The 26,116-nt window shown below is 66.7% G+C and carries 23 protein-coding genes and 1 tRNA gene; 11 read left to right on the plus strand and 13 right to left on the minus strand.

The features are described from left to right. Window positions 1-19: 19 nt before the first annotated feature. Both ACTIL2_RS02500 and ACTIL2_RS02505 read right to left on the minus strand, forming a co-directional pair. Window positions 20-817 carry a helix-turn-helix domain-containing protein gene (locus tag ACTIL2_RS02500; protein ID WP_442335877.1) on the minus strand — a complete coding sequence of 266 codons (798 nt, stop codon included), beginning with the start codon at window positions 815-817 and terminating at the stop codon, window positions 20-22. 85 nt (window positions 818-902) lie between these two features. After that, on the minus strand, window positions 903-1,937 hold the full coding sequence (locus ACTIL2_RS02505) for an MsnO8 family LLM class oxidoreductase (RefSeq protein WP_442335878.1): 1,035 nt from the start codon (window positions 1,935-1,937) through the stop codon (window positions 903-905). 76 nt (window positions 1,938-2,013) lie between these two features. On the opposite strand from ACTIL2_RS02505, the gene ACTIL2_RS02510 reads away from it, so the two are divergent. The 3 genes from ACTIL2_RS02510 to ACTIL2_RS02520 are packed head-to-tail and all read left to right on the plus strand — an operon-like array spanning window position 2,014 to window position 4,502. After that, complete coding sequence (locus tag ACTIL2_RS02510; protein WP_442335879.1) at window positions 2,014-3,018, plus strand: ABC transporter substrate-binding protein; 1,005 nt, start codon at window positions 2,014-2,016, stop codon at window positions 3,016-3,018. 22 nt (window positions 3,019-3,040) lie between these two features. After that, window positions 3,041-3,889 (plus strand): crotonase/enoyl-CoA hydratase family protein, encoded by an 849-nt coding sequence (locus ACTIL2_RS02515; RefSeq protein ID WP_442335880.1) that lies wholly within the window; start codon window positions 3,041-3,043, stop codon window positions 3,887-3,889. A 13-nt stretch (window positions 3,890-3,902) separates the two neighbouring features. Continuing rightward, on the plus strand, window positions 3,903-4,502 hold the full coding sequence (locus ACTIL2_RS02520) for a TetR/AcrR family transcriptional regulator (protein ID WP_442335881.1): 600 nt from the start codon (window positions 3,903-3,905) through the stop codon (window positions 4,500-4,502). Window positions 4,503-4,514: 12 nt separating this feature from the next. On the opposite strand, the gene gluQRS is transcribed toward ACTIL2_RS02520, so the two are convergent. Further along, complete coding sequence (gene gluQRS, locus ACTIL2_RS02525) at window positions 4,515-5,438, minus strand: tRNA glutamyl-Q(34) synthetase GluQRS (RefSeq protein ID WP_442335882.1); 924 nt, start codon at window positions 5,436-5,438, stop codon at window positions 4,515-4,517. Window positions 5,439-5,603: 165 nt separating this feature from the next. Between gluQRS and ACTIL2_RS02530 the strand changes: the two genes are divergently transcribed. From ACTIL2_RS02530 to ACTIL2_RS02540, 3 genes are read left to right on the plus strand one after another with little or no spacing between them, the layout of a single operon-like run. After that, window positions 5,604-6,179 carry a PadR family transcriptional regulator gene (locus tag ACTIL2_RS02530; protein WP_442335883.1) on the plus strand — a complete coding sequence of 192 codons (576 nt, stop codon included), beginning with the start codon at window positions 5,604-5,606 and terminating at the stop codon, window positions 6,177-6,179. Then, window positions 6,176-7,897: an ABC1 kinase family protein gene (locus tag ACTIL2_RS02535; RefSeq protein WP_442335884.1), complete on the plus strand. Its 1,722-nt coding sequence runs from the start codon at window positions 6,176-6,178 to the stop codon at window positions 7,895-7,897. Before ACTIL2_RS02530 ends, ACTIL2_RS02535 begins: the two co-directional genes overlap by 4 nt. Before the next feature lie 27 nt (window positions 7,898-7,924). Further along, window positions 7,925-8,335 (plus strand): NUDIX domain-containing protein, encoded by a 411-nt coding sequence (locus ACTIL2_RS02540; RefSeq protein ID WP_442335885.1) that lies wholly within the window; start codon window positions 7,925-7,927, stop codon window positions 8,333-8,335. Here ACTIL2_RS02540 and ACTIL2_RS02545 read toward each other — a convergent pair. Then, the gene (locus tag ACTIL2_RS02545; protein WP_442335886.1) at window positions 8,328-9,341 is read right to left on the minus strand and encodes an NADP-dependent oxidoreductase; all 1,014 of its coding nucleotides are present in this window, start codon (window positions 9,339-9,341) and stop codon (window positions 8,328-8,330) included. The genes ACTIL2_RS02540 and ACTIL2_RS02545 overlap by 8 nt on opposite strands. Before the next feature lie 389 nt (window positions 9,342-9,730). On the opposite strand from ACTIL2_RS02545, the gene tgt reads away from it, so the two are divergent. Then, complete coding sequence (gene tgt / locus ACTIL2_RS02550; RefSeq protein WP_442335887.1) at window positions 9,731-11,017, plus strand: tRNA guanosine(34) transglycosylase Tgt; 1,287 nt, start codon at window positions 9,731-9,733, stop codon at window positions 11,015-11,017. Window positions 11,018-11,277: 260 nt separating this feature from the next. Here tgt and ACTIL2_RS02555 read toward each other — a convergent pair whose 3' ends face one another. Continuing rightward, window positions 11,278-11,814 carry a phosphotransferase family protein gene (locus ACTIL2_RS02555; protein ID WP_442335888.1) on the minus strand — a complete coding sequence of 179 codons (537 nt, stop codon included), beginning with the start codon at window positions 11,812-11,814 and terminating at the stop codon, window positions 11,278-11,280. 557 nt (window positions 11,815-12,371) lie between these two features. On the opposite strand from ACTIL2_RS02555, the gene ACTIL2_RS02560 reads away from it, so the two are divergent. Together ACTIL2_RS02560 and ACTIL2_RS02565 are read left to right on the plus strand one after the other, a co-directional pair. Continuing rightward, entirely contained in the window at window positions 12,372-13,652 is a 1,281-nt protein-coding gene (locus ACTIL2_RS02560) for an LLM class flavin-dependent oxidoreductase (RefSeq protein ID WP_442335889.1), read from the plus strand. A 37-nt stretch (window positions 13,653-13,689) separates the two neighbouring features. Further along, window positions 13,690-15,054 carry an NtaA/DmoA family FMN-dependent monooxygenase gene (locus ACTIL2_RS02565; RefSeq protein ID WP_442335890.1) on the plus strand — a complete coding sequence of 455 codons (1,365 nt, stop codon included), beginning with the start codon at window positions 13,690-13,692 and terminating at the stop codon, window positions 15,052-15,054. On the opposite strand, the gene ACTIL2_RS02570 is transcribed toward ACTIL2_RS02565, so the two are convergent. From ACTIL2_RS02570 to ACTIL2_RS02585, 4 genes are all read right to left on the minus strand, one after another. After that, on the minus strand, window positions 15,045-17,561 hold the full coding sequence (locus ACTIL2_RS02570; protein ID WP_442335891.1) for an MMPL family transporter: 2,517 nt from the start codon (window positions 17,559-17,561) through the stop codon (window positions 15,045-15,047). The genes ACTIL2_RS02565 and ACTIL2_RS02570 overlap by 10 nt on opposite strands. 102 nt (window positions 17,562-17,663) lie before the next feature. Then, window positions 17,664-19,673 carry a fructose-specific PTS transporter subunit EIIC gene (locus tag ACTIL2_RS02575; protein ID WP_442335892.1) on the minus strand — a complete coding sequence of 670 codons (2,010 nt, stop codon included), beginning with the start codon at window positions 19,671-19,673 and terminating at the stop codon, window positions 17,664-17,666. Further along, a complete protein-coding gene (locus ACTIL2_RS02580) occupies window positions 19,670-20,659 on the minus strand; it encodes a 1-phosphofructokinase family hexose kinase (protein WP_442335893.1) in 990 nt (329 codons plus the stop codon). The genes ACTIL2_RS02575 and ACTIL2_RS02580 overlap by 4 nt, the downstream gene beginning before the upstream one ends. Beyond that, a complete protein-coding gene (locus ACTIL2_RS02585) occupies window positions 20,656-21,426 on the minus strand; it encodes a DeoR/GlpR family DNA-binding transcription regulator (protein ID WP_442335894.1) in 771 nt (256 codons plus the stop codon). The genes ACTIL2_RS02580 and ACTIL2_RS02585 overlap by 4 nt, the downstream gene beginning before the upstream one ends. Window positions 21,427-21,536: 110 nt before the next feature. On the opposite strand from ACTIL2_RS02585, the gene ACTIL2_RS02590 reads away from it, so the two are divergent. Further along, window positions 21,537-22,358, plus strand: a complete 822-nt coding sequence (locus ACTIL2_RS02590; protein ID WP_442335895.1) for a class II fructose-bisphosphate aldolase — start codon at window positions 21,537-21,539, stop codon at window positions 22,356-22,358. Next, complete coding sequence (locus ACTIL2_RS02595) at window positions 22,355-23,041, plus strand: HAD family hydrolase (protein WP_442335896.1); 687 nt, start codon at window positions 22,355-22,357, stop codon at window positions 23,039-23,041. The genes ACTIL2_RS02590 and ACTIL2_RS02595 overlap by 4 nt, the downstream gene beginning before the upstream one ends. Here ACTIL2_RS02595 and ACTIL2_RS02600 read toward each other — a convergent pair whose 3' ends face one another. From ACTIL2_RS02600 to ACTIL2_RS02615, 4 genes are all read right to left on the minus strand, one after another. Then, window positions 23,042-25,138 (minus strand): acyltransferase family protein, encoded by a 2,097-nt coding sequence (locus ACTIL2_RS02600; protein ID WP_442335897.1) that lies wholly within the window; start codon window positions 25,136-25,138, stop codon window positions 23,042-23,044. Between the two features lie 93 nt (window positions 25,139-25,231). After that, window positions 25,232-25,321: transfer RNA gene (locus ACTIL2_RS02605), tRNA-Ser, on the minus strand. Between the two features lie 48 nt (window positions 25,322-25,369). Beyond that, entirely contained in the window at window positions 25,370-25,567 is a 198-nt protein-coding gene (locus ACTIL2_RS02610; RefSeq protein ID WP_442335898.1) for a hypothetical protein, read from the minus strand. Between the two features lie 82 nt (window positions 25,568-25,649). Next, window positions 25,650-26,081 (minus strand): nucleoside deaminase, encoded by a 432-nt coding sequence (locus ACTIL2_RS02615; RefSeq protein WP_442335950.1) that lies wholly within the window; start codon window positions 26,079-26,081, stop codon window positions 25,650-25,652. Between the last annotated feature and the right edge of the window lie 35 nt (window positions 26,082-26,116).

Consider the following 26,116-nt stretch of genomic DNA (forward strand, 5'->3'; position numbering starts at 1 on the left):
AATAGCGCAGTTAAGACACTCAATTGTGCATTTCGGACATCCGGGTCCCCTGTCCCCGGAACTGTCCCGGCGTCATCCCGGTAACCCTCCGGAATGCCGTGATGAACGCACTGACCGAGCGGTAGCCGACCTGTTCGGCGACATCCGAGATCTCCAGGTCGAACCCCAGCAGCGCCACCGCGTGCTTCACCTTCGCCGTCGCCACCCACTTGCTGAAGCCCAGGCCCGTTTCGCCCTCGAATGTCCTGGTCACGGTCTTGGTGCTCACTCCAAGGCGGCACGCCCACTGCGTCAGCGTGGTCTGGTCGGCGGGATCGGAGCGGACCTTGTCCACGATCGGCCTCAGCAGCTCCGACTCCGGCACGTCCAGAACGAGTTCGCGGACCGAGGGACCCATGACGTCGAAGATCATCCGCTCCGTCAGCAGGTAGGACTCCTCCGGCAGGTCCGCCGAGATCAGCCGGTCAACCAGGTGCCCCAGCAGAGGTGTGAACTCCACCGCGACGGGTTCCTCCCCCAGCGCCGGGGCGTCCAGCGAGAAATGGACCGCACGTTGCCGCGACCCGGCGGGCGCGTACCCGGAGTGGCGCGTCCCCGCCGGGATCCACAGACCGACCCCTCCCGCGACGGTCCAGATGCGCTGCCCCACCCGTGCCATCCCCGAGCCGACCTCGTTCCACAGCAGTTCGTGGGTGGGATGGGAGTGCTCGCCCCAGGCGGTGTCCCGCTCCAGCACCTCGTCACGCCCGAACGCGAGGACGGGGAAGGTCAGCTCCCCGGCCTCGTACAGTGGGAGGCGGCGGTTGTCCACGGTCACAATTACCAAGAATAGACAACTTCGGCGGACGAAACATCACTTGGGCCGACTTTTATGGAATATCCACTACAACGGGCTGCCGCGCTCAACCGTGCAGCCCGAACTCCTCCGCCAGCAGTTCCCGGGACCGGCGCCGGTCCACCGGATCCGCGATCAGATCCTGCACCATGATCTCGCCGTCACCGGTCAACCCCGCCTCCGTGGCCATCCTCTCCAGCGTGAGCCGCACCGTGGACGGACTCCCGGCGACGAACCTCGGCCACCGTCCGTCCACGATCCCCACCGGCTCGTCCCGCTCGTCCCCCGACATCTCCCCCAGTGCCTCGTCCGGCGTGGGCACCATCACCGAACCGGCGGCGCGTCCGGCGCGTCCCAGCCGCGAGTAGTAGCCCTTGGGCGACGCCGCGATGCGCCGTCCCTCCTCGTCCGTCTCCCCCACGGCGACGTTCACCGCGAGGATCGCTGCCGGGGCGTCCCACCCGAAGCCGGCGGGCTGGAACCCCTGCCGGTAGGAGGTCAGCGCCTCAGCGGCGCTCGTGGGGTTGATGAACCCGCCGAAGGTGTAGCCGATGCCGAGCTGCGCGGCGAGCAGCCCACTGTGCGGGCTGGACCCCAGCAGCCAGGCCTCCGGACGCGAGTCCACACTGGGCATCAGGGGATTGTCCTTGAACGGGTGCTCGTCCGGGAATGCGCCGTACAGCCAGGCCAGGGTCTCCAGCACCTGCTGGGAGTGGTCGAGCCGCACCGGGTTCTGCCGGTCGAGCTGCATCGCCAGGTCCACCACGGGACCGCCGGTCGCCCTGCCCATCCCCAGGTCGATGCGCCCGGGCGCCATGGCCTCGAGCTGCTGGTACATCTCGGCGACCTTGTAGGGGCTGTAGTGGTTCATCAGCACCGCGCCGGACCCCAGCCGGATGCGGGAGGTGCGCTGGGTCGCCGCGGCAATGAGCAGTTCCGGGTGGTGGGACGCCCCGGAACGGCTCTGGTGGTGCTCGGCGAACCAGATGCGGTGGTAGCCGAAGGCCTCCGCGTCGACGGCCGCGTCCAGGGCATCGGTGAGTGCCCCCGATTCCGTGGTGTCGGGGGCCACGGTCCCCAGGTCAACGATTGAGAGCTTCATGCATCCACGCTACGCCGGACGCCGGCCTGGGCATTGCCCTTCCACTTCTCCGGTGATTAGTCTAGGCTGCCCTTTCATGAGAAAAATGAGTGTGCATCATCTTTTGTCCGCCGTGGCGGCACTGGTCCTCGGGGGCAGCTTCCTTGTCGCCTGCGGTGATGGGTCAGGGGATTCCGGCGGAGCCGGGGATCCGGACCTCCCCGACTCCGTCACTGTCTCCCACGCCATGGGGGAGACAGACGTCCCGACGAACCCGGGGACGGTGGTGTCCGTCTCCACCGCCTTCACCGACGCATTCGCCGCCCTCGGGTCCCCGGTCTCCCTGGAGGCGCGTCCGTCGCTGATGGAGGACGGCGCGCCGTGGAACGGGGACAACGACGACGCGGAGGCGGACGAGACCGTCACCTACGACGGCGCGTCCGCCACCCTCGCCGACGACCTCTCCGAGCAGTTCGCGGCCCTGGACCCGGACGTGATCTTCGCCGGATGGCTGCCCGACGAGGAAGCCTACGAGAAGCTGTCGGCGATCGCGCCCACCGTCGGTGTGGTCGGCGACAACACCCAGTCGGACGACTGGCGTGAGGCGACCTCACTGGCCGGCGAGCTCCTCGGCGAGGACGACGAGGCGTCCTCGCTGATCCAGGACGTGGAGGACCGGGTCGCGGACACGACGGCGACCTACCCCGGGCTGGAGGGTGCGACCGCGGTCTTCGGCCAGATCAGCGCCCAGGGGACAGCCGTGGTCACCGCCGACAACGACCCGGCCAACCGCTTCCTCACCGACCTCGGCATGGTGGTCCCCGACGAGGTCAAGGAGGCCAGCGACGACGGCAGCCGCGCTTTCATCTCCGAGGAGAACGTCCATCTGCTCGACACCGACTTCCTGGCCATGTGGCCGTACGGCGTGGAGCCGGACACACTGTCCGGCTGGGACGACCTGACGTCCGTGAGGAACGGTTCCGCGTTCGTCATCGGGGACCAGGCCGATTCCATGGCATTGAGCACCCCGACCGTCCGCTCCATCCCCTGGTCGCTGGAGAAGCTCGACCCCAACTTCAGGATCATCGACGAGAACCGCTGACCGATCGATTAGCCTGAACCGCATGACTCCGACCGCCGGCCTGCCCACGCTCACGTTCACCGACATCGACACCGGCAACGGCACCGGTGCCGGCGCTGCCACCCGTGTCGCCCACGTCCGGCTGAACCGTCCGGAGAAGTTGAACTCGCTGACCCTCGGCACCCTCTCCGAGCTGGTCGCCATCGCCGGACGCATCAGACGCGACCGCAGCGTCCGCGCCGTGGTCATCGCCGGGGAGGGACGCTCCTTCAGCGCCGGGCTGGACTTCGCCTCGGCCATGAAGAGCCCGGCGGCACTCGGCGCCACATTCCTGCCGAGGCCGTGGCGCGGGACGAACGCCTTCCAGGAGGCCTGCTGGGCATTCCGGCGGCTGCCTGTCCCGGTGATCGCCGCCGTCCACGGGCACTGCTACGGCGGCGGACTTCAGTTGGCGATGGCCGCCGACTGGCGGATCACCACGTCCGACGCCGAGTGGAGCATCCTGGAGGCGAAGTGGGGGCTGGTCCCGGACATGTCGGGGATGCAGACACTCACGCAGCAGCTCCCGGCGGACGTCCTGAAGAAGCTGACCATGACCGGCGAGACCTTCGACGGCTCCCGCGCGGTGGAGTACGGCGTGGCGAGCGAGGTGTCGGACGATCCGCTGGCCGCCGCCGATGAACTGGTGGGGACCATGGCCGGCCGGTCGCCGGACGCCGTGGCCTACGCGAAGAAGCTGGTGGACGAGACCTGGACACGGGGACCGCGCGGAACCTTCGCCAGGGAGCGGTTGCGCCAGCTCCGCCTGCTCGCCGGAAAGAACGCCGGCGTCGCGCGGAAGGCGGCGGCGAAGAAGATCAGCCCGGTGTTCCGTCCCCGGTCGGTGCGGTAGTCCGGGGGAATCCATGGACAACCAGCACCGAGCAGCGGGACGGCCCGCCAGGACGTCACTGGACACACTGGTGGACGCGGCAATCGAGATCGGACTCCAGCGGTTCACCCTCGGCAAGGTCGCCAAACACGTCGGTGTCGCCGAAGCCACCGTCTACAACTACGTGTCCGGACGGGACGACCTGTACCGCAAGGCATGCGACCGCACCTTCGCCTCCGTTTCCTGGGACACCGACGCCACGACGTGGACCGGGTACGTGGACGAGATCAGCGAACGAGCCGTCGCCCTCGTCGGCGAACACCCGGGGCTGACGACCTACCTCTTCTACGGCCCTTTCGAACCGGACTCCATCCGCATCTACACCACAGTCGTCGACACGGTGATGGAGTTGCGTCCCGGGACCTCACCGAACGAGGCCTACCTGCTGGCGTCCCGCCCCCTCATGGCCAGCCTCCACTTCGCCGCGATCCCGGGCCTGTCAGGGAGTACCCGGTGGGTGAGGCAGGCGATGATGCAGGGAATGGAGGAGAAGCTCGGCGACGGCGACCTCCCGGACCTCGACCCGAACCTCGACGGTGACTGGCGTCGGGTCCTCCGGACCCCCGGGGACTGACTTCCCGGGGATCTACCCTTCCCACGTCACCGGTTCGTGCGGTAGCCGTTCCGGGTGGTCCGCGGTGGCGTCGCCCAGGGACCGGTCGATCCACTCCCGGGCAGCCTGCGCCTGCGCTTCGGGGGTCTCCCCCGGCATCTCCCGCAGCGTCACCACCCCGTCCCGCTTGGCCAGCCGTTTCCCTCCCGGTCCCAGCACCAGCGGGACGTGGACGTACTCCACCTCGGGCAGGTCCAGCAGGTGTGCGAGGTAGGCCTGGCGCGGGGCAGAGCTGAGCAGGTCATCGCCCCGGACGACCTGGTCGACCCCGGCGAGGGTGTCGTCGACGACCACAGCGAGGTTGTAGGCGAAGTCCGTCCCCTCCCCGCCCTGGCCACCACGCCGCAGGACCATGTCGTCCACGGAGCCGGTGTAGCGCCCGTCCTCCGCCACAGTGGCGAAGCGCTCCTGCACCGTCCACTCACTGACCTGCGACTTCAACCGCAGTGCGGGGACACGGCCTTCAGCGGCCAGCGCCTCCCGTTTCTGCGAGCGTTCCGATTCCGGAAGGTCACGGCACGTGCCCGGGTAGCTTCCCGGGACGGCGTGCGGAGCGCGGGACGCCTCCTGGATGTCCTTGCGGGAGCAGTAGCACTCGTAGACCAGGCCATCGTCCTGCAGCCGCTCCAGGGCGACGTCGTAGCGGTCGAGGGTGTCGGACTGGCGCGCGATCCCGCCGTCCCAGGTGACACCGAGGGCCGCGAGGTCCTCGAGCTGGCGGTCGGCGGAGACCGTGGACGACCGGGCGGCGTCGATGTCGTCGATGCGCATCACGAAGCCGCGTCCCGTCGCCCGCGCCCACCACTCGCCGAGGACGGCGGTCCGCAGGTTGCCGAGGTGCAGGTCACCGCTGGGGCTGGGTGCGTAGCGGCCATTGCCTGGCGTGTGGGTGCTCATGGTCCACCAGGGTATCGCGGGGGCGTCCCGGCAGCGCAGTGATCTGGGCAACATCCGGCGGCACCCCGACCCGAAACGGTTGTAGCGTTGGAGGGGCACGAGATCCACAGCACAGTTGAACCACCGCACACCACTTTTCTCCGACGCACCATGGAGGCGCCAGCAATGGGAACCACCCGCACACCACAGGACATCCCCGGAATCCGCGACTTCGTCGACGCCGTCCGCGGCAACTTCCATCCGACCGCCGAACCCGAACGGAACCTCCGGACCGCCATCCTGGCCGTCCTCGCCGAGCAGCCGCAGCACGGCCACCAGATCATCCGCACCATCACCGACCGCAGTGACGGCGACTGGGAGCCCTCGCCGGCCGAGGTCTACCCCACGCTGCAGCTGCTGGTGGACGAGGAACTCGCCACCGTCGAGGAGCAGGACGGCCGCAGGCTCTACTCGGCGACGGACGCCGGACAGGACGAGGCAACGACCATCGATTCCGACGACGGTGACGGGGACTGGACACCACCGTGGCCGACCTTCGGCCGTTTCACTGAAGCAGCGGAGGGACGTGGCGAGCTCCCGAAGGCCGGGACGAAACTCGCCCAGGCCGTGCACCAGGCCGCGTTCACCGGTGACGGGGACCAGCGCGCACGCGTGACCTCGCTCCTGGACGAGACCCGGCGCAAGGTCTACGGCATCCTTGCCGAGGAGCCAACCGGGGGCACGGCTGAAGACACCGAGTGAGCGAACAGCAGGGGCGTCCGAACCGCCGCCATCTCCGCGCCCGGTACCGGCGCATCATGGTCTTCGGCATGGTCCTCATGCTGCAGACCTGGTGGTTCGACCTGTTCCTGCCACGCATCGGCCTGCGGAAGCTCAGCCGCCGCGGCCAGGAACGCCGCTTCACCCGCGCGGCTGAACGGTTCCGCCACCTCGCCACGGACCTCGGCGGGCTGATGATCAAGGTCGGCCAGTTCATGTCGACCCGCATCGATGTACTCCCCGCCGGGGTCACCGAGGAACTCGCCGCACTGCAGGACAAGGTCCCGGCCGTCGACGCCGCCGAGATGCGGGCCCTTGCCGAGTCGGAACTCGGCATGCCCCTGGACAGGGCTTTCGCGTCCTTCGACACCACCGTTCTCGCCGCCGCCTCGCTGGGGCAGGCCTACCGCGCCCGGCTCCGTCCGCAGGACGCGAACGACGTCGGATTCACCGATGTGGTCGTGAAGATCCAGCGCCCCGGCATCGGCGACATCGTCGAGGTCGACCTCGCCGCCCTGCGCAGGATCGCCGGCTGGCTCGCCCGGTTCAGCTTCATCTCCCAGCGCGCGGACGTCCCCGGCCTGATCGAGGAGTTCGCGCGGACCAGCTACGAGGAGATCGACTACCTCCATGAAGCCTCCGAGGCGTCCTCGTTCGGGGAGGACTTCAGGGAGGACGCGCGGGTCAGTGTGCCGCGGGTCGTGTGGGAGCGCAGCGTCCGGCGCGTCCTGACCCTGCAGGACGTCACCGCGATCAAGATCAACGACCTCGACAGGCTGCGTGCCGCGGGGATCGATCCGGCCCAGGTGGCACGACGCCTGGCGGACGTGATGTTCACCCAGCTCTTCGACAACGGTCACTTCCACGCCGACCCGCATCCGGGGAACATCTTCGTCACGCCCGGACTGCCGGGCAGCGGCGACGGTGAGGGGGCTGATTTCCGGCTGACCTTCATCGACTTCGGCATGACCGGGACGGTGGACGACGTCCTGAAGCAGGGGCTGCGCGACCTGGTCATCGCCGTCGGGACGCGGGACGGCCACGGCATGGTCCAGGCGATGCAGAGCCTGGGCGTCCTGCTGCCGACGGCGGACGTCACCGAACTCGAGGAGGCGATGACCGAGCTCTTCGCCCGCTTCGGCGGGATGGGTGTGATGGATCTGCAGCACGTGGACATCCGGGAGTTCGAGGAGTTCGCGCACCGTTTCCGTGATGTGATCCGCTCGATGCCGTTCCAGTTGCCGGAGAACTTCCTGCTGATCATGCGCGCGGTGTCGATGTTGTCGGGACTGTGCTCCTCGCTGGACAAGTCCTTCAACATCTGGGAGTCCGTGGAGCCCTTCGCCGCGAAACTGGTGCGTGAGCAGGCCGGGGGCTCTGCCGTCGAGGTGGCACGACGGGCAGTGACGACGGCGGCGGGGACGTTCCGCGTGCTGGGACGTCTACCCGAGCGACTCGACCATGTGATCTCCGTGGTGGAGAGCGGCGACCTGTCGGTCAAGACCCCGCAGGTCGAGCATCAGCTGAAGCGGTTGGAGCGAGTTGCCCGTCGGATCGTGGCGGCGCTACTGTTCGTCGGCCTGGCAATCGGCGGTGCGGTGCTGATCTCCGCGTCGGTGACCGTTGTGGGGATCGCGATGATGGGGGTCTCGGTGTGGCCGTTCCTGTACGCGCTCGTCGGTGGTCGGCGGGTCAGTTGAGGACGTGCCGCACGGTAGCCTGGATCCATGATCGAGGAAGGTACAGGGTTCTACGCGGTTCCCAGTTCAGTGAAGGTTGTGCTCCTGGCCGGGGGCAACGTCCTGCTCGGATTGAACGACCGCAACGAGTGGGAATTGCCCGGCGGGTGGCCGGACCGGGAGGACACAAGCCTCGCCGACACCGCGGTGCGCGAGGTCAGGGAAGAATCTGGCCTCGATGTACCGACTTCTGGAGTCGAGCTAATCGGCGCCGAACTGTGGCACCCAGTCCCCGACCGACAGGTCACCCTGATTGCGATGTCTGCGAGGTTGGACCACGCCCAGCCTCCCCGACCCAGCGCCGAACATTCTGACGTGCGGTGGTTTCCCCTTGCGGAGATCCCCACCAATCTGCCGCAGGTCTATCGCCGGTTCATTGATGCTGCGGTGATCAGCTGACCTTCACCAGCAGCTTGCCGAAGTTCCCGCCGTCGAGCATGTTAGTGAAGGCCTGCGGAGCTGCGTCCAATCCCTCCACGATGTCCTCGCGGTAGGAGATGCTGCCGTCGGCAATCTTCGGCCCGACCTCCGCCAGGAACTCGTCGTAGTGTTCACCGGCGAACTCCGTCTGGATGAACCCACGGATCAGGACGCTCTGGGCAAGGATCGTCCCCATCGTCGCCGGGAGACGGTCACGGTCGCCGAAACCACCGGTGTTGTACTGGGCGACCAGGCCGCAGACCGGCACGCGCGAGTACAGGTTGAGCAGCGGCAGCACCGCGTCCCACACCTTCCCACCAACGTTCTCCCAGTACACGTCCACACCATCGGGGCAGGCCGCCTTCAGGTTCGCGGCGAAGTCCGGGTCGCGGTGGTCGACCACGGCGTCGAAGCCCAGATCGTCGCGGACGAAGTCACATTTCTCGGACCCGCCGGCGATACCCACGGCGCGGGCCCCGGCGAGCTGCGCGAGCTGCCCGACCATGGTTCCCACCGGCCCGGACGCGGCGGCGACCACCACAGTCTCCCCCGCCTTCGGCTGACCGATGAACTTCAGGCCTGACCAGGCGGTGAAACCCGGCATGCCGAGGATTCCGAGTCCGGTCGTCTCGGGAGCGCCATGGGTGTTGAGCTTGCGGACGTACTTGCCGGGGACCACGGCGGCGTCCACCCAGCCGGTCTGGGCGAGGACGAGGTCGCCCTCGCTGAAGTCCGGGTGCTCCGACCGCGCGACTTCGGCGATCGTCTCGCCGGTCATCACCCCGTCGACCGGCACCGGCTCCGCATAGGACTTCGCCGCGCTCATCCGACCGCGCATGTACGGGTCGAGGGAGAGGTAGCGGACCTTGAGTTCCAGTTGACCATCCTGGAGAGATGGCAGTTCGACGTCCTCGAACCGGAAGTTCTCCGGCTGCGGTGCGGCCTTGGGCCGACTGGCCAGGACGATCTGACGGGCGGTGGTCATGGGTGGTGTGCCTCCTTGGTTGTGCGACGCTGTCACGTCGTTCTCTCCCCAGGGTAGATACACCTGAATCCGACGTTACTGCCCGGGTCGGGGAAGTAGACGCAGATACTTCTTCCTGCCCCACACAGTGGATGACCTCTCCTGGGCAACCATGTTTGAGCGCGGAGACTCGAACGATCATGCGGAGTGTGCCCAGTCGCTCAATGCCGCCCGTATCACCTCGGATCTCTTCATGTTCTCCCGTTCCGGCCGGCTCATCACCGCGGTGAGTTCATCCTCGGTGAGCCGCACCGGGACTACACGTGACGGGACGCTACCTCTCGGCGGACGACCGGCACAGCGCTACTGCCATGCCTGGATACATCGAGCACCGGATACACTGGTCAATCATGACAGAATCTGCCGCCGACACCGCTTTCGAGCTCGGCACCCGGCTGGAGACCGTCGACGGAGACAAGGCCCACGGCCGCACCGGCGTGATCCACACCCCTCACGGCGACATCCACACCCCCGCCTTCATCCCCGTCGCCACGAAGGCCACGGTCAAGACGCTCACCCCGGAGCAGGTCCGTTCCACCGGTGCGGAGGCGGTCCTGTCGAACGCTTACCACCTCTACCTGCAGCCGGGCGAGGACATCGTGGACACCGCCGGTGGCGTCGCAGCCTTCGAGAACTGGCACGGACCGACCTACACCGACTCCGGCGGATTCCAGGTCATGAGCCTGGGCGTGGGCTTCAAGAAGGTGCTCGCGATGGACGTCGCGAACCTCACCGAGGGCGACATCCGCGCGGCGAAGAAGGAGCGCATGGCACTGGTGGATGAGGACGGTGTCGATTTCAAGAGCATCATCGACGGCTCGTCCCACCGCTTCACCCCGGAGAAGTCGATGCAGATCCAGCACGGCCTGGGCGCGGACATCATGTTCGCCTTCGATGAGCTGACCACCCTCATCGACACCCGCCTCTACCAGGAACAATCCGTGGACAGGACGCACCGCTGGGCCGAGCGCTGCCTCCTCGAGCACGAGCGGCTCACCCGGGACAGGACGCACCGTCCGTTGCAGTCACTGTGGGGTGTGGTGCAGGGTGCGCAGTACGAGGACCTGCGCCGCAAGGCCGCCAGCGGACTCGTCCAACTGTCGAAGGAGGCGGAGGACGCAGGACGCCGTGGCTTCGGCGGTTTCGGCATTGGCGGCGCCCTGGAGAAGGAGAACCTGGGCACCATCGCCGGCTGGGTCTCCGATGAGCTGCCGGACGACAAACCCCGGCACATGCTGGGCATCTCCGAGCCGGACGACCTGTTCACCACCATCGCCGCAGGTGCGGACACCTTCGACTGCGTCGCTCCGACCAGGCTCGCGCGCCGCGGAGGGGTCTACACGTTGGACGGGCGCCTGAACCTGATGGCCGGTCGCCACCGCCGGGACTTCATCCCGATCGACACGGATACCGGCGGGTACGTCAACGAGAACTACACGCGCGCCTACATCCACCACCTGCTGCGCGCCCACGAGTTCCTGGCCGGCACCCTGTGCACGCTGCATAACATCCACTTCATGGTGACGCTGACGAACAACATCCGCACCTCCATCGAGGAGGGACGCTTCGAGGAGTACCGGGACGAGTTCCTGGGCCGCTACTACGCCAACAAGGCCCCGGAGCTGCGCGGGCGATAGGTCCGACGATCTTCTCATCGTCGTCGTCGTCAGGTGACGCTCCACACAGCGTCTTCCGGTGCACCTCCCCTGCGTACGTAAAAACCCGGGCAAAATCGGTAAGCCCGAGTGTTCCGGTGTCTCCGAAATTGCCCGGCTTTTCACGCGTCCCTGGCTGAGAAGATTTTGAGCACCCCGACCACCGTCCGCCTGCTCGCCCTCACTCGCATGCTCCCCACCACCGACTCGGTTCCTGAGTTCATCGAGTCATGGTCAGTGACTCAGAAAAGCGCGAGGGCATCGGCGAGCATCCGGTGTCCCTGCTGTTCAAAGGCACCGTCCCCCACCTCGCGGGCCCAGACCGCCGTCCCCACCGCTTCGCGGATCTGATTGATGGGCCACGTCCGAGGATTCCTCGGATCAGAACCGTAGCCCTCCAGGAAAGCGGCCTCGAGGTCGGGACGTCCCCTCCATTGCTGCACCGAGAGCCGCCCAAGATCCGATTCAGCGGTCCGCACATCGAAACGTCCGAAGTCGATGATCCTCACGACACCCCCATCCACCAGCCAGTTCCTCGGATCCCAGTCCCCATGGGTCATCACACGGGGTGCAGGCATGTCACGGCCAACACCGCCAGCGGCAAACTCACTGAGAATACTCCGGACCGCCGACACCGACTCCGGCTCTATCCGGTGGTCACGGTCGAGCAGCGTGAGGGTCTTGTCCGTCATCACCGACTCGTAGTCAGGATTGTCCAGTTCCTCAGGAACAGCCTCCGCGTGGATCGCGGACAGCAGTTCCCCGGCGCGTCGGTGCACCGCCGGATCACATTCCGCCGCCGTTCCCTCAGCGAGCACCCCTTCCCACATGTTCGACGGCGACCACGTTCAGGTCCCGACGGGCCGCAAGCATGGACCCGATAACACCGTGGTCGACCAAGGCATGGGGCGCACGCTGACGCCCGGTGATCTCCCGCCTGATGTGTCTGTTCGCTGCTCCCGCAGCCTTGATCACGATCCCCCGACCACCCGATTCTGCGTGAAGTACACGGGTGTCCGTCAACCCCCAGGACAGGTCTTCCCGCAAGGTGACGTGCGGGAAGACTTCAGCAATGTACACCGCTTGATCCTGTGACAGCAGCCCACGATCCCAGCGTCCCACTGATCCCTTTCCGAAACCCCCCTCTTCCACTTTCATACTCCCTCGCCCACTCCCATTCGTCAAATCGAACGGCGGAACACGTCCGGGATCATCCACATAAGTTCACCCCGAGTCATTCCCCTCCGGCGGTCGGTTCGAGGCTCCTACGCTGCCGTCTACAGGCACAACAGCCCAAAGAAGAACCACAACGCTCCCGTACACCAAGGTGATTCACATGCCAGACAACACCACCAGCACATTCATCGTCGGTGCCGCCCTCGACGGCGCCGGATGGCACCCCGCCGCCTGGCGGGAAACCACCTCGCAGCCGGACAGGCTCGTCGACCCCGGCTACTGGACCGACCTCGTCAGAACAGCGGAGGACGGTCTCCTCGACTTCGTCACCATCGAGGACACTTTCGCGCTCCAGTCCTCGGGGCGGCTCGACCCGGACCAGCGCACCGACGAGGTCCGCGGACGCCTGGACGCGCGCCTGGTCGCGTCCCGCGTTGCCCCGGCCACCTCGTCCATCGGTCTCATCCCCACCGTCGTCACCAGTCTCACCGAGCCCTTCCATGTGTCCAAGGCGATCGCCACCCTCGACTTCACCAGCCACGGTCGGGCCGGAATACAGCCACGCGTGGCATCCCGCGGCGAGGAGTACAGCCATCTGGGAACCGGCAACCCGCTCGGTTCCCGCGACATTCCCGGCGGCAGTGAACTCGCCGAAGCCCTGACCTCCGTCTTCGACTCCGCGGCGGACGAGGTCGAGGTCATCCGCGAACTCTGGGACTCCTGGGAGGACGACGCCGAGATCCGCGACACCGTCACCGACCGCTTCATCGACGCCGGCAAGCTGCACACCATCGACTTCGACAACGGCGACTTCAGCGTCCGCGGCCCGTCGATCACGCCACGTTCCCCGCAGGGCCAGCCGGTCGTCGCCGCCCTCGCCCACGCGGACATCCCCTACCGCTTCGCCGCCCGGGCCGCCGACCTCGTCTTCGTCACCCCGGATTCCCCGCTGGGCACGGGGGACGCGTCCGAGGTCCTCGCCGCGGTCCACGCCGCAGAGAAGGCCGCAGGACGCACCGGCGAACCGCTGAAGGTCATCGCCGACCTCGTCGTCCTGCTTGACGAGACCGCCGGCGCCGACGGTCCCACCGGTGAAACCGCCGTCGACCGGCTCGGACGCCTCGACGGCCTCGGCCGGCCACTGGCCGAGGCGACCGAGGCCCGAATCGTGACCGGATCCGCCGACGACATTGCCGGGATCATCGCGGAATTCGCTGAGGTGGGCTACGACGGGGTCCGCCTGCGTCCGGCGGTCCTCACCGACGATCTCCCCCGCATCGCCGACGACCTCGCGCCCCGGCTCCGGGACCGCGGTCTCACCCGGGACAGCTACCCGGAGAATCCCACGCTCCGCGGGCTCGTCGGGCTGCCGACCGACGTGCCCAGCCGCTACGCCGGGCACTCCGGGGAGATCTCCCCCGCTCCCACCACCGCGCTGTAAACCACCACAGACCACCACACTCCAGGAAGGCACACCCATGACCGACAAGAAGCAGATCATCCTCGCCGCCTACGTCGGCGGCGTCAACGAACACACACTGTGGGAGGCGCCCGGGGCCGGGAGCCAGATCGAGTTCGACACCTTCCGGCACGTCGCGCAGACCGCGGAGCGGGGGAAGTTCGACTACTTCTTCCTCGCCGAGGGACTCGCCATCCGCCAGCACGGCAACGAGTTCTTCGACCATGACATCGTCGGACGCCCCGACACCCTGCCCGTCCTCGCCTCCCTCGCGGCGGTCACCGAGCACATCGGGCTGGTCGGCACCATCAACTCCACGTTCAACGAACCCTTCGAGCTCGCCCGCGAGTTCGCGTCCCTGGACCACCTCTCCGGTGGCAGGGCGGGGTGGAACGTGGTGACGTCCTTCGACACCTTCACCGGCGCGAACTTCCGCAAGGGCGGCTACCTGCCGCGCGAACAGCGCTACCAGCGCGCGGAGGAGACGGTGCGCACCGTCAAGGAACTGTGGGACTCCTGGGCCGCCGATGACATCGTCGCCGACAAGGACTCCGGCACATTCGTGCGTCGGGCGGACCCCGGTTCCTTCGAGCACCATGGTCAGCAGTTCGACATCTCCGGGCGGTTCACCGTGCCGCGCAGTCCGCAGGGGCGCCCCGTCATCGTCCAGGCCGGAGTGTCCCCGGACGGCCGCGACTTCGCCGCCGCGAACGCCGACCTGATCTTCTCCCCGTACCGCGACCGTGCCGAAGCCTCGGCGTTCCACCGCGACATCAACGAGCGCGTGGAGAGATGGGGACGCCGGCGCGGCGATGTGAAGATCGTGCCCAGTGTCGGCATCGTCCTGGGCGATTCCGAGGACGAGGCCCGCCAGCGGCATGAGGAGACGGTCCAGCAGACCTACACCCCGAAGACCGTGCGGGTCCTCGCCGAACAGATCTGGAACCGCGATCTCTCGGACGTGGATGTCGAGACGGAGTTCCCGTCCTTCGGCCCGGACCTGGACGCTCCGCGCTACGTCAACGGTCGCACCTTCCTCGGCGACCGGACCGAGCGGGTCCGGGAACTGCGGGACTACGCCGGGGCACACCGGCTCAGCCTGCGCGACGCGTTCATCGGCCTGCAGGCCGCGCCCGACTTCGTCGGCACACCGGCCCAGGTCGCCGGGGCGCTGGACGACTTCGTGCAGCAGGACGCCTCGGACGGTTTCGTCATCGGCTCCCCGGTCGTGCCCACCGGCATCGACGAGTTCGTGGACAAGGTCGTGCCGCTGCTGCAGGAACGCGGCTCCCTGCGGCAGGACTACGACGGATCGACACTGCGCTCGAACCTGGGGATCCCGGTGCCGGAACGCGGTGCGACCTCACCGGCGATCTACGCCTGAGCGGACGGGGTTTCCGCGACTTCCCTGTCTTCCCGGTCCTCGTCCTCGTCCTCGATGCGCTCGATCTCGCCGGACTCGTAGGCCTCCTCCAGCTTCGCACCCTCGACGTCCACCGACGGCAGGATCCTGTCCAGCCACTTCGGCATGTACCAGGTGGCACGTCCGCACAGGAACATCAGCGCTGGGATCAGCGTCATGCGGATGAAGAAGGCGTCGAACAGCACCGCCGCACCGAGTGCGAAGCCGAAGGTCTGGATGAACGGCAACGGCTGGGCGATGAAGGAGATGAAGACGCAGATCATGATCAGCGCCGCCGCAGCGACCACCCGGGCGCCCAGACCGAAGCCGTGGATCACCGAGTCCTCCACGGCGTTGTACCTGCTGGTCTTCGCCGCTTCGTGACTGCGTAGCGTGTATCTCTCCCTCATCCTGGACACGATGAACACCTGGTAGTCCATCGCCAGGCCGAACGTGACGCCGATCAGGAAGATCGGCAGGAAGCTGATCAGCGGGCCCGGGGAGTTGATGAGCCCCCACAGGCCGTCCTGCCAGAACAGCACCGTCACACCGAAGGCTGCGCCGACGGAGAGCAGGAATCCGGCGGCGGCCATCACCGGCACCATCAGCGAGCGGAAGACCATCAGCAGAAGCACCAGGGCCAGGCCGACGACCAGCGCAAGGTAGACGGGCATGGCGTCGGCGAGCCGGTCGGTCACGTCCTGCTGCATGGGCATGAGCCCGGTGATCCCCATGTCCACACCGGTCTCGTTCTCGATCGCCTCCTGTTCGGCGCGCAGCTGCTGGATCAGTTGGACGGTCTGCTCGTCGATGGGCCCGGTTGTCGGGGTCACCAGGATCTGCGCGGTCGAACCGTCCTCGGACGCCGCGATGAGCTGGCTGTGCTCCACACCGACATTGTTGCCGAGGCGGTCCTTGACGTTGACGAACGCCGCCTCGGACGGTCCGATCCCGCTGTCGACCAGCGGTGCCAGCGACGGAGCGTCCGGATCCACGTCGTCGGTGTTGACGATCACGAGGAACGGGGCACCCCGTCCCGGGCCGAAGCCCTCCTCGATCAACTCGGCGGACTTGCGCTGGGTGGTGTCCACCGGGGACGTCTTGTCGGACGGCAGGGAAAGCTGCAGGTTCGTCGCCGGCAGCGTCAGCAGGATGAGGGACGCGACGACGACGAGCAGGAATCCGCCCGGTGCACGGTGGATGAGCTGCACCCACTTCGTGCCCAGCGTCGGCCCTGTCTTCTCCTTCTTCTCCTTCTTCGGACGCTTTTTCTTCTTGCCCCGCGGCCCTGCAGCAAGGGACGCTTCCACGGCCTCCTCTGCCTCGGCGACAGTCATTCCGGCGCGGACCTTGGCACCGGTCGCCGCGTCCTTCCTGAAGACCTTGTCCCCGAATGCCCCGAACAGGGCGGGCAGCAGGGTCAGCGCGACGAGGACGGAGACCAGCACGGTCGCCGCGGCGGCGTAACCCATGTAGCTGAGGAACTCGATGTCGGCGACGCGCAGGCCCACCAGGGCGATGATCACCGTCAGTCCGGCGAAGACCACCGCGGAGCCCGCTGTTCCCACGGACAACCCGGCCGCGTCGGTCCGCGATCGTCCGTTGCGTAGCTCATCCCGGTATCTGCTCATGATGAACAGTGCGTAGTCGATGGCGACGGCCAGGCCGAGCATGATGCCGAGCACCGGGGTGATGTTGTTCAGCGGCACGAACGCCGTGGCGCCCGTGATCCCCAGTGCACCGATGCCGACGCCGACGACCGCGCTGATCAGGGGCATACCCGCGGCGACAATGGATCCGAAGGCGATGAGCAGGATCACGAAGGCGGCGAAGAGGCCGATGACCTCACTGATCGGCTCGATGGCAATGGGGTCGCCGAAGCCGGCACCGCCGGCCTCCGCCTCGAGACCGGCATCGCGTGCGATGTCGAGCGCCTCGTTGACGGCCTCCTTGTCGGAGTCCGTGACGTCCGCGGGAAGATCGACGTCGAAGGAGAAGGACGACACCCCCGTGCGCCCGTCGGGACTCAGCGTGGCGACGTTCGCGGCATCGGCCTCAGCGACCTCACGTGGCAGGCCCATGTCCGTGGACGTGCCGATGACCAGGTCCGTCTGCTGCTCATTGGCCTCCACCGGGTTGGCCAGCGACTCAGGGTCCGCCAGGTCGTCGACGTTGTCCCTGACGGACGCGAGGACCTCGTCGACGACTTCGTGGTTGTCCTCGTCCGTGAGGGTTTCGCCGTCAGGCGTGCGGAACACAAGGTCGACGCTGGCGGCCTCGACGGGATTGGGGGTTCCGGGGAACTCCTCCACGAGCATCTCGGTGGCGTGCTGGGAGGGCACCCCACCGATACTGAAGAGGTCGTTGTACCCCTTCTGGATACTCAGCGATGCACCGCCGACGGCGGCGACGATGGCGAGCCATACGCCGATGACGATCCATCGGCGCAGATAGGACCACCGGCCAAGGCGGAACAGCAGCTTCGCCACGCGCGCTCACCCACTTCTGAAGTCTCCGGGAAACTTCTGTCAGAACAACATAGTCGGTGTCCCATCGTAGGGAAGTTGCGCCGAAAGTGGGTGTTCGCTTCCTCACCTCAGCTTCGCGCTGAGCCCGTCGTATACTTCACTGGCCGTACCGGAAGCTAGCGTGTGCCGGATGTCCTCGTTCATCAACGCCCGGGACACCTTCGCGAGCAGCTTCAGGTGGGTGGTTCCCGCTTGTGCTTCCGGGATCAGCATGGCCACGCCGACGTTGACCTTGGAATCCTCGTCCGGCCAGGCAACGGAGCCCTCAAACCTCGTGACCAGCAGCGCCGGCTCGATGATCGCTGGGTGTTTCGCGTGTGGGATAGCGATACCGTCCATCAGCGCAGTTGTCGTCTGGGCTTCACGTTCCTTCAGTCCGGACAAAACTCCGTCGGCGTCGGTTGCGTATCCGCGCTCGACAGCCATCGCCGCGACCTGGGACAGTGCGGCATCCTGTGAGTCGGCGCGGAGATCGAGGCGGACGTTCTCACGCGTGAACATGTCGGCAACGGCCGGGGCCTCGACCGGTACGGCGGCAGATTCCGTCTCTGCCACGCTGGCCTCTTCTGCGATCTCTTCTTCTGCGGTCTGGTCGGCCTCCGCTGACTTACGGACCTGGCTGAGCCGGTAGAGCCCGTAGAGCACGCCGGAGACGACGGAGCCGATGAGGACGGCTGCCACCCAGCCCAGCGGATTACCCACGATCGGCAAGACAAGGAACCCACCGTGCGGTGCCGGGGACGTCACCCCCCACAGCAGGGTGAGCACCGCCGCGATGGAGGAACCCAGCATGATCAGCGGAATGACCACCAGCGGGTTCCGCGCAGCGAACGGGATCGCACCCTCGGTGATGTGTGTGGAACCCAGCAGGTAGTTGACGTAACCCGCCTTACGCTCCCCCGGCTCGAACCCCTTCGGGAACAGCGTCACAGCGATGGCGGTGATGATCGGCGGTGCGATGCAGGCCGCAGACACAGCAGCCATGAACTCCATGTTGCCCGCGTCCAGCAGGGCCACACCGGTCACGTACACGGCCTTGTTCACTGGGCCGCCCATGTCAAAACCAGCCATGCAGCCGATGATGATGCCTAGGACAATGGCATTGGAACCTTGGAATCCGGCGAGGAAGTTCTCCATCCCGCTGGAAATGGACTCCATCGGAGCACCGATGACGAAGGTGATGCCACCGAAGATCAACGTACCGAGGACCGGCAGCAGGAAGATAGCCTTCAGCCCACCGAGTGCCTTGGGGAGCTTGTCAAAGACGCGGCCGAGCCACAGCATCCCGTATCCGGCGAGGAACCCGGTCACGATACCGCCGAGGAACCCGGTACCCAGGTCCGCAGCGAGCAAACCGGTGATCAGACCAACGGTCAAACCGGGACGGTTGGATATCGAGAAGGCGATGAACGCGGACAGTACCGGGACCATAAGGCCCAGGCCAGTGTTACCCACGGTGTTGAGCATCTCGGCGAACTGGTTGTACTCCGACGAGGTCGGGTCGGCCGAATAGATGCCGAACAGGAACGACGCGGCAAGCAGGACACCGCCGCCGACAACGAACGGCAGCATGTAGGACACGCCGTTCATCAGGTGCTTGTAGATGGCACGTCCCGCCTTGCGCCAGCCCTGGTCGCCCTCGGTGTCAATCGCGGCGACGTTGAGGAAGTCGTTCTCGTCTTGTGGTTCGTCTCCACCGTCCGCACCACCTTCACCGTTGCCGGAGCCACCGGCAACCACTCCGACAGGCGCCGCGGCTTTCTCCAGTACCCGGTCAATCAGCTGATCCGCGTGGCTGACTCCCTCTTTCACTCCGACATCGATGACGGCTTTTCCGGCGAAACGCCGGGCATTGACCTCCTTGTCCGCGGCAATGATCACGCCGGTGGCCCGCTTGATCTCCCCGGGGGTCAGTTCATTCTCCAGCCCGACCTGCCCATGGGTCTCAACCCGGATCTCGATTCCGCGGTCCGCCGCCGCCTTCTTCAGTGCGTCCTCCGCCATGAACGTATGGGCGACTCCGGTGGGGCACCCTGTCGCGGCGACGATGAAGACATCATCCTGTGAACTCATTTGCTCTTCCTTTCTGATCGTGTGGTGGGGACCAGCGGAACCGAGGGTTCAGAGAGGGGTGTGTCGTTGTCGAAGACGTCGCTGACGGAGATCCGGTCGTCGAAGTCAGGCCGGACGGGGAACAAGGTGGATTCGTGCGCGACCGCACTGGATGCCCACAGCACCGCGTTGTGCAACCGCTCCGACGGAGTACCCTGAACCGCCATGAATCCGGACAGCAGCGCATCCCCCGCTCCGACGGAGTTGACGAAGGGAATGTCCCGGGCCGCAGCGAAGACGGCGTGCGTTCCGTCGATGTACATGGCCCCGTCCGCCCCGAGGCTGGCGAGGACGGCACCAGCCCCAGCCTGTATGGCCAGGTGCGCGGCCGCGACGACCTCCCCCAGCGTCGAGATGTCGCGGCCGACGACTTCAGAGAGTTCGTGGACGTTCGGTTTGATCAACGAGGGGGCCGCCTCCAAGGCAGCGGTCAGAGGATCTCCCGAACTGTCCACGACGACCTCCGCGTTCCCGGTTCCCGCCGTACGGAGTTCCGCGACCAGATCACGAAGTTGACCGGCGGACATGGATGGAGGCAGGCTGCCGCAGACCAGAACGGCCCGGGCATCCACGGTCGCCGCGACAGCAGCATCCGTGAGCTGGGTAAGCTGACTTTCAGTCAGTTCAACTCCGGGTTCGTTGATTTTCGTGGAGTGGCCCGGGGTGATCAGGGTGATGTTCGTCCTGACTTCCTGGCCGGTGTCCACCCGGGTGAACGGCATCCCCGCCCCAGAGAGCGCATCGTCCATGAACTGTCCGGTCTGCCCACCACCGGGGAAGACGGTGGTGGTGGGCACGCCTGCCCGGTGCAGCGCCCAGGAGACGTTCACACCTTTCCCGGATGCTTCCCGGGTCGAACGGCCTGCCCGGTTGACCGCGTCGAGGTCGAAACTGTCGGTGGATACGGTCCAGTCAACTGCGGGTGACGGGGTTACTGTGACGATCATACGAACTCCATGTCGGTGTCGGTCTCACTGAAGGCCTCGCGCAGTTCCGGATCCAGTTCAGATCCGGTGACAACGACATCCAGATCCGTCACCTGCGCATATGTCATGAGTGAGCGTTGGGTGAATTTGGTGTGGTCGGCGAGAAGAACGACCCGCTCTCCATGCTCGATAAGAGCCGATTTGACTGCCGACTCGGATTCGTCGGGCGTCGCCAACCCCCGCTCCACCGAAATGGAGTTGGTGCCCACGAAGGAGACGTCGAAGTGCATCCGTTCGATGGCGTTGATGGCCACAAGACCCACCTGCGCGGTCGTGTTCGCCCGGACCAGTCCGCCGAAGGTCGAGACCCGGATGTTCCGGTGGTGTGACAGTGCGACTGCGATGTCCAGCGCGGTGGTGTAGACATTCAGCGGCCGGTCGGGCAACCGCCGCACGAACTCCATGGTCGTCGAGCCTGCGTCCACCGCAATCGCCCCTCCGTCAGGGACCCGGGCGACCGCTGAACGGGCGATGCGGATCTTCTCCTCGTGGTTCTCGTCCCGGATGGTGACGTCCGGTTCGAAGGTGACCGGGGTAATGGGCAGGGCTCCACCGTGGACACGATGCAGCCTGCCCTCGCGTTCGAGGTGGATCAGATCCTTGCGGATCGTCTCCACCGACGCCCCGATCTCCTCCGCTGCTGCCGCGGCGGTGATCCTCCCGTAGGTCTGGAGCTCGTTCAGCAGGTAGCGCTGCCGTTCTGAGGCCAGCATCGGCGCATCTCTCATACGCGACATCTCCTTCGTATCCTCACGAAAACCAGTGTAGTTTCTTGGATTTGATTGCACAAGGGTGTATTTCCTTGCAAAGTAATGGATTCGGTGGCAAAGTCAACAGCATGATCATCACACCCGCCGAGCTTTTCGACCGGACCACCACCGCGGCCGCATTCAACGTGATTACCCTCGAACACGCCGAAGCCATCACCGCCGCTGCGGAAACGGAACAGACCCCGGTCATCCTGCAGCTTTCCCAGAACGCGATCGCCTTCCACGAAGGCCCCGAGGCCATCGCTGCGGCGATGGTGTCCGTCGCCGGAAACTCCCCTGCCCCGATTGTCCTGCACCTGGACCACATCAAGGACCCCGAACTCGCGCTACGCACCCGCGATCTGGGCTTCTCCTCGGTGATGTACGACGGCTCCGAACTCGAGTACACCGACAATGTCGCCACCACCCGACGCGTCGCGGACTGGGGACACAACAACGGCATCTGGACGGAGGCCGAACTCGGGGAGATCGGGGGCAAGGACGGGGCCCACGCCCCTGGCGTCCGTACCGACCCGGGGGAGGCTGCACAGTTTTCCTCGGACACCGGAGTCGATTCCCTCGCTGTGGCCGTCGGTTCCTCCCACGCCATGACGACTCGCTCAGCCAGCGTCGACATCGACCTGGTGGAACGCATCGCCGAACAGGTGGACATCCCCCTCGTCCTCCATGGCTCCTCAGGGGTCCCGGACCAGTCACTCGCCGCTGCCGCCAAGGCGGGAATGCGCAAGATCAATATCGGTACCGCCCTGAACATCGCCTTCACCGGCGCAGTGCGGGACTGGCTGACCGACGACGACAATACGGGCGGCGTCGACCCCCGCAAATACATCCGTCCGGGCCGGGATGCCATGACCGAGACCTGCCGTCACTTCATGCGGGTGCTGCGATGACACGGCCTGATTTCCGCGGTGTGGTCTTCGACCTCGACGGAACGCTCATCAACTCCGAACCGCTGTGGGCACGGGTCGAGTCCAGCGTGGCCGCCGCCGACGGCATCGACTGGACGGAGGAGGACGCCTTCTCCTATTTCGGACGACCGTTGGCCCAGACGACCCAGGCGATCATCGACCGCGGTCTCGACCTGACCGTGGACGAGGCGATCGACCGGATGATCACTGAGCTCTCCTCGATCTACCGCAGCGGGGTTCCCTGGTTGCCGGGCGCTGTGGACCTGCTCGCTACGCTGCAGGCCAATGGAACGGCCACTGCGCTCGGCACCCAGAGTTTCCGTCGTCTCGCCAGCATTGTCCGTGATGCCGCTCCAGAGGGCACACTGCGGGAAATGGTCACCGGCGACGAACTTCACAAGGGAAAACCCGACCCGGAGGTATTCCTCACCGCCTCACAGCGTCTGGGACTTCGTCCCGAGGAAATCGTGATCGTGGAAGACTCCCCGACCGGGGTCGATGCCGGGGTGGCAACAGGGGCACCTGTCCTGGCGGTTCCCCCGTCGGACGCAGTACACAGCTCCTACGCTGGTCAAAACGGCGTCAGTACCGTCCGCTCATTGTCCCAGGTGAACCTGGATCTCCTTATCCGCATTCATGCCGGTGAGACGGTCGACCTCTGGTAGTCACAACCCGGAGTGGACGACTTTCCCACCGGGATGTGTGTCCTCCCCCTCGGGGAAAGCGTTGGCCAGCGCGGCGGCGAACCGGTCGGCCCGCTCCGCGTTGCCGACGGGCGAGTAGTGCACGCCGTCATCGGCCATGAACCAGTCGGGGTGCGGTGCGACTTCTTCGCCCCAGTCGTAGACGGCCATGTCGCTGTAATCCGTGGCGACCCGCTTCAGCACGTCGTTGAAGGCGGCCATGTTGGCCTTCGCCCACGGGCCCTGGTCCAGGGCGGAGGCGGTGGTGACCCACATGACCTTCCGGTCGTCGAGCATGTCCATCATCGTCCGGATGCGCTGTTCCTCGTTCAGGCTCGCACCGACGGAGAAGTTCGCCGCGTCGTTGGCGCCGGTGGCGATGACCCAGCAGGTCCCCTCCGGCTGACCCTCGGCGAGCAGTTGGGACACCGAGTCCACCGCGGAGGGGTACTCCTCGAATCCCTCGGTTGTGGCCCTCGCACCGAAGACGCTGGTGACCACGTCGTCGGCTCCCTTGTCCACGTAGCGGGCACTCCCCTCGCCCCGGTCCGGGGGCAACTGGGCGGGATCGAACATGCCGATCGAGGTGGAGTCGCCGACGTGGATGACCCGGGAGCAGGACATTGCCCCTGTCGCAGCCGAGTCGTGCTGCACGCCGCCGTCCGGACCGTCGGCACCGTCGTCGGCACCGTCATCGTCCTGCGCCGTCTCCGCGGGACGCTGCTGCGGCAGTTCCATCGGGGCCGCACCACCGGTGCGTCCGGCATCGGCGATCACCGACGGTGCGCCGACCACGACCACGGCGGCGAGCACCACCACGGCGGCGGACCCGACGTAGGTCTGCGCCATGTACGGCCCCATCACTGACGGCGACGTCCTCCGCGGCGTGCTGCGCGCCGCCCGGCGGGCCGACATCTGGGCCGCCCACCAGCGCTTCACCGGTTCCACGACCCCGTGCTTGCGGATCGGGTCCTCCAGCACCTTCCAGCTCAGTGCGGAAACCCCCACGGACACTGCCACCACCAGCGCACCGGACAGCCAGGGCTGCCCGGCGAGCCAGTCGGCGGGCATGAAGGCGATCACCGGCATGTGCCACAGGTAGATGCCGTAGGACCGCTCCCCGAGCCAGCGCATCGGGGCGCAGCCGAGGACCTTCGACCAGATCCCGTCAGGACGCAGCACCGCCAGGATCACCATCAGCGTGGCGACGGACAGCAGCGCGATGCCGCCCTGGTACAGGAACATGTCCTGGTCACCGACGAAGACCACCATCGCCAGGATGCCGGCCACGCCCAGCAGACCGATCACGTCGGACGCGGCGCGGGTCGGCACCACCGACAGTCCGCGGGCCTGCCGGACGGCGAACCAGATCGACAGGGCGGCACCGAGCAGGAGCCCGCCGGCGCGGGTGTCGGTGCCCTCGTAGGCACGGGTGTTGTCGAACCCCGGCGAGGCCAGGGCCCACATCAGTACGAAGGACGCAATGGCCAGCGCCACCGTCGCCCACATCGCCACCGTCATCGCACGGGTCCCCGCCCGCTTCTTCCCCGCCAGACGTGTGCCGGCGATGAGCAGCACGAGCAACACCAGCGGCCACACCACGTAGAACTGCTCCTCCACCGACAATGACCACATGTGGTCCAGCGGCCCGGGGCCCCCGAAGTTGTCGAAGTAGGATGACCCGCCGAAGATCACGTGCCAGTTATTGACGTACAGCAGCGTCGAGAGCGACTCACCGGCCCGGTCCCCCAGCGATTCCCGCTCGAGGGCCGCGGTGAGTATCAGGACGGCGGCCACGGTGACGAGCATCGCCGGGGCGAGTCTCCGGAACCGCCGGAACCAGAAGGTCTTCAGTCCGAGTTTGTCCCGCCCGTCCGAGTCCCTGCGCTTCTGCCACGCCTTCATCAGGTTGGCCGTGATCAGGTAGCCGGAGAGGGTGAAGAACACCCCGACGCCCAGCAGTCCGCCCTCGACTCCGGAGACATTGAGGTGGAAGAGAATCACCACGGCGACCGCGAGGGTCCGCAATCCGTCCAGTCCGGGGACGTACGTGGTGCTCCGGTCTACCGGCTTGGGCATATGGCGTTGTTCTCCTGGTCAGAAAGCGTGCTGAGACACAGCGAAACCCTCCCTGCCCTGCTCCACATCGGGAGAGGGTGGGAGGGTTCGCGTTGGCGGTGGCGGAGGGATTTGAACCCCCGGTCGCTGTTACACGACGCTCGCTTTCGAGGCGAGTTCCTTCGGCCGCTCGGACACGCCACCGCAGATTAGGCTACAGCACCGGTGGCACCTGACCCAAAACGCAGGAGACTACTTGTCGTCCTTGCCACCCTTGTCGTCCTTGCCGCCGCCCAGCTTGTCGAGGCCGTCCTTGAGGGCGCCCTTGGCCTTGTCGGCCTTGTCGCCGCCGGCGACCTTGTCGATCGCGTCACCGGCGGTCTTCTCGACCTTGTCCCGGTTGTCCGTGGCCGCCTTCTTCGCCTTGTCTCCAAGTCCGCCGAGATCCATGCTGTGTACCTCCAGTTGGGGTTGTGTGGGTGGGTCGTGAACTATCGAATCCGAGGATAGAGAAAAGCGTCCTCCCCCGCCACTACCCCCGGCGCTCCCGGAAGAACCCGGTCAGCAGTTCCTCGCATTCCTCCAGCCGCACACCACCACGGACCTCCACCGCGTGCAGCGGGGATTCGCGGGCCACGTCGAACACCGAGCCGCACGCACCGGTACGCGGTTCGTAGGCCCCGAAGACGATCCTGGACACCCTTGCACCGACGGCGGCGCCCGCGCACATCGCGCACGGTTCCAGGGTCACGGCCAGGGTGCAGTCCCCCAGCCGCCAGGCGTCGCCGAGTTCCCCCGCCGCGGCCCGCAGGGCGAGGACCTCCGCGTGGGCGGTGGGGTCGGCGTCCGCCTCCCGCCGGTTCGTCGCCGTGGCAAGTTCACTCCCGTCCGGGCCGTACACGACGGCACCGACCGGGACGTCCTGTTCCGGCGTCCCGCGGGCGATCTCCAGTGCCCGGCCGATCCACGCCGCGTCGCGCCGTTCACCGGCGGGACGCG

The sequence above is a fragment of the Corynebacterium sp. genome (genome assembly GCF_052107835.1).
Classification (GTDB): domain Bacteria; phylum Actinomycetota; class Actinomycetes; order Mycobacteriales; family Mycobacteriaceae; genus Corynebacterium.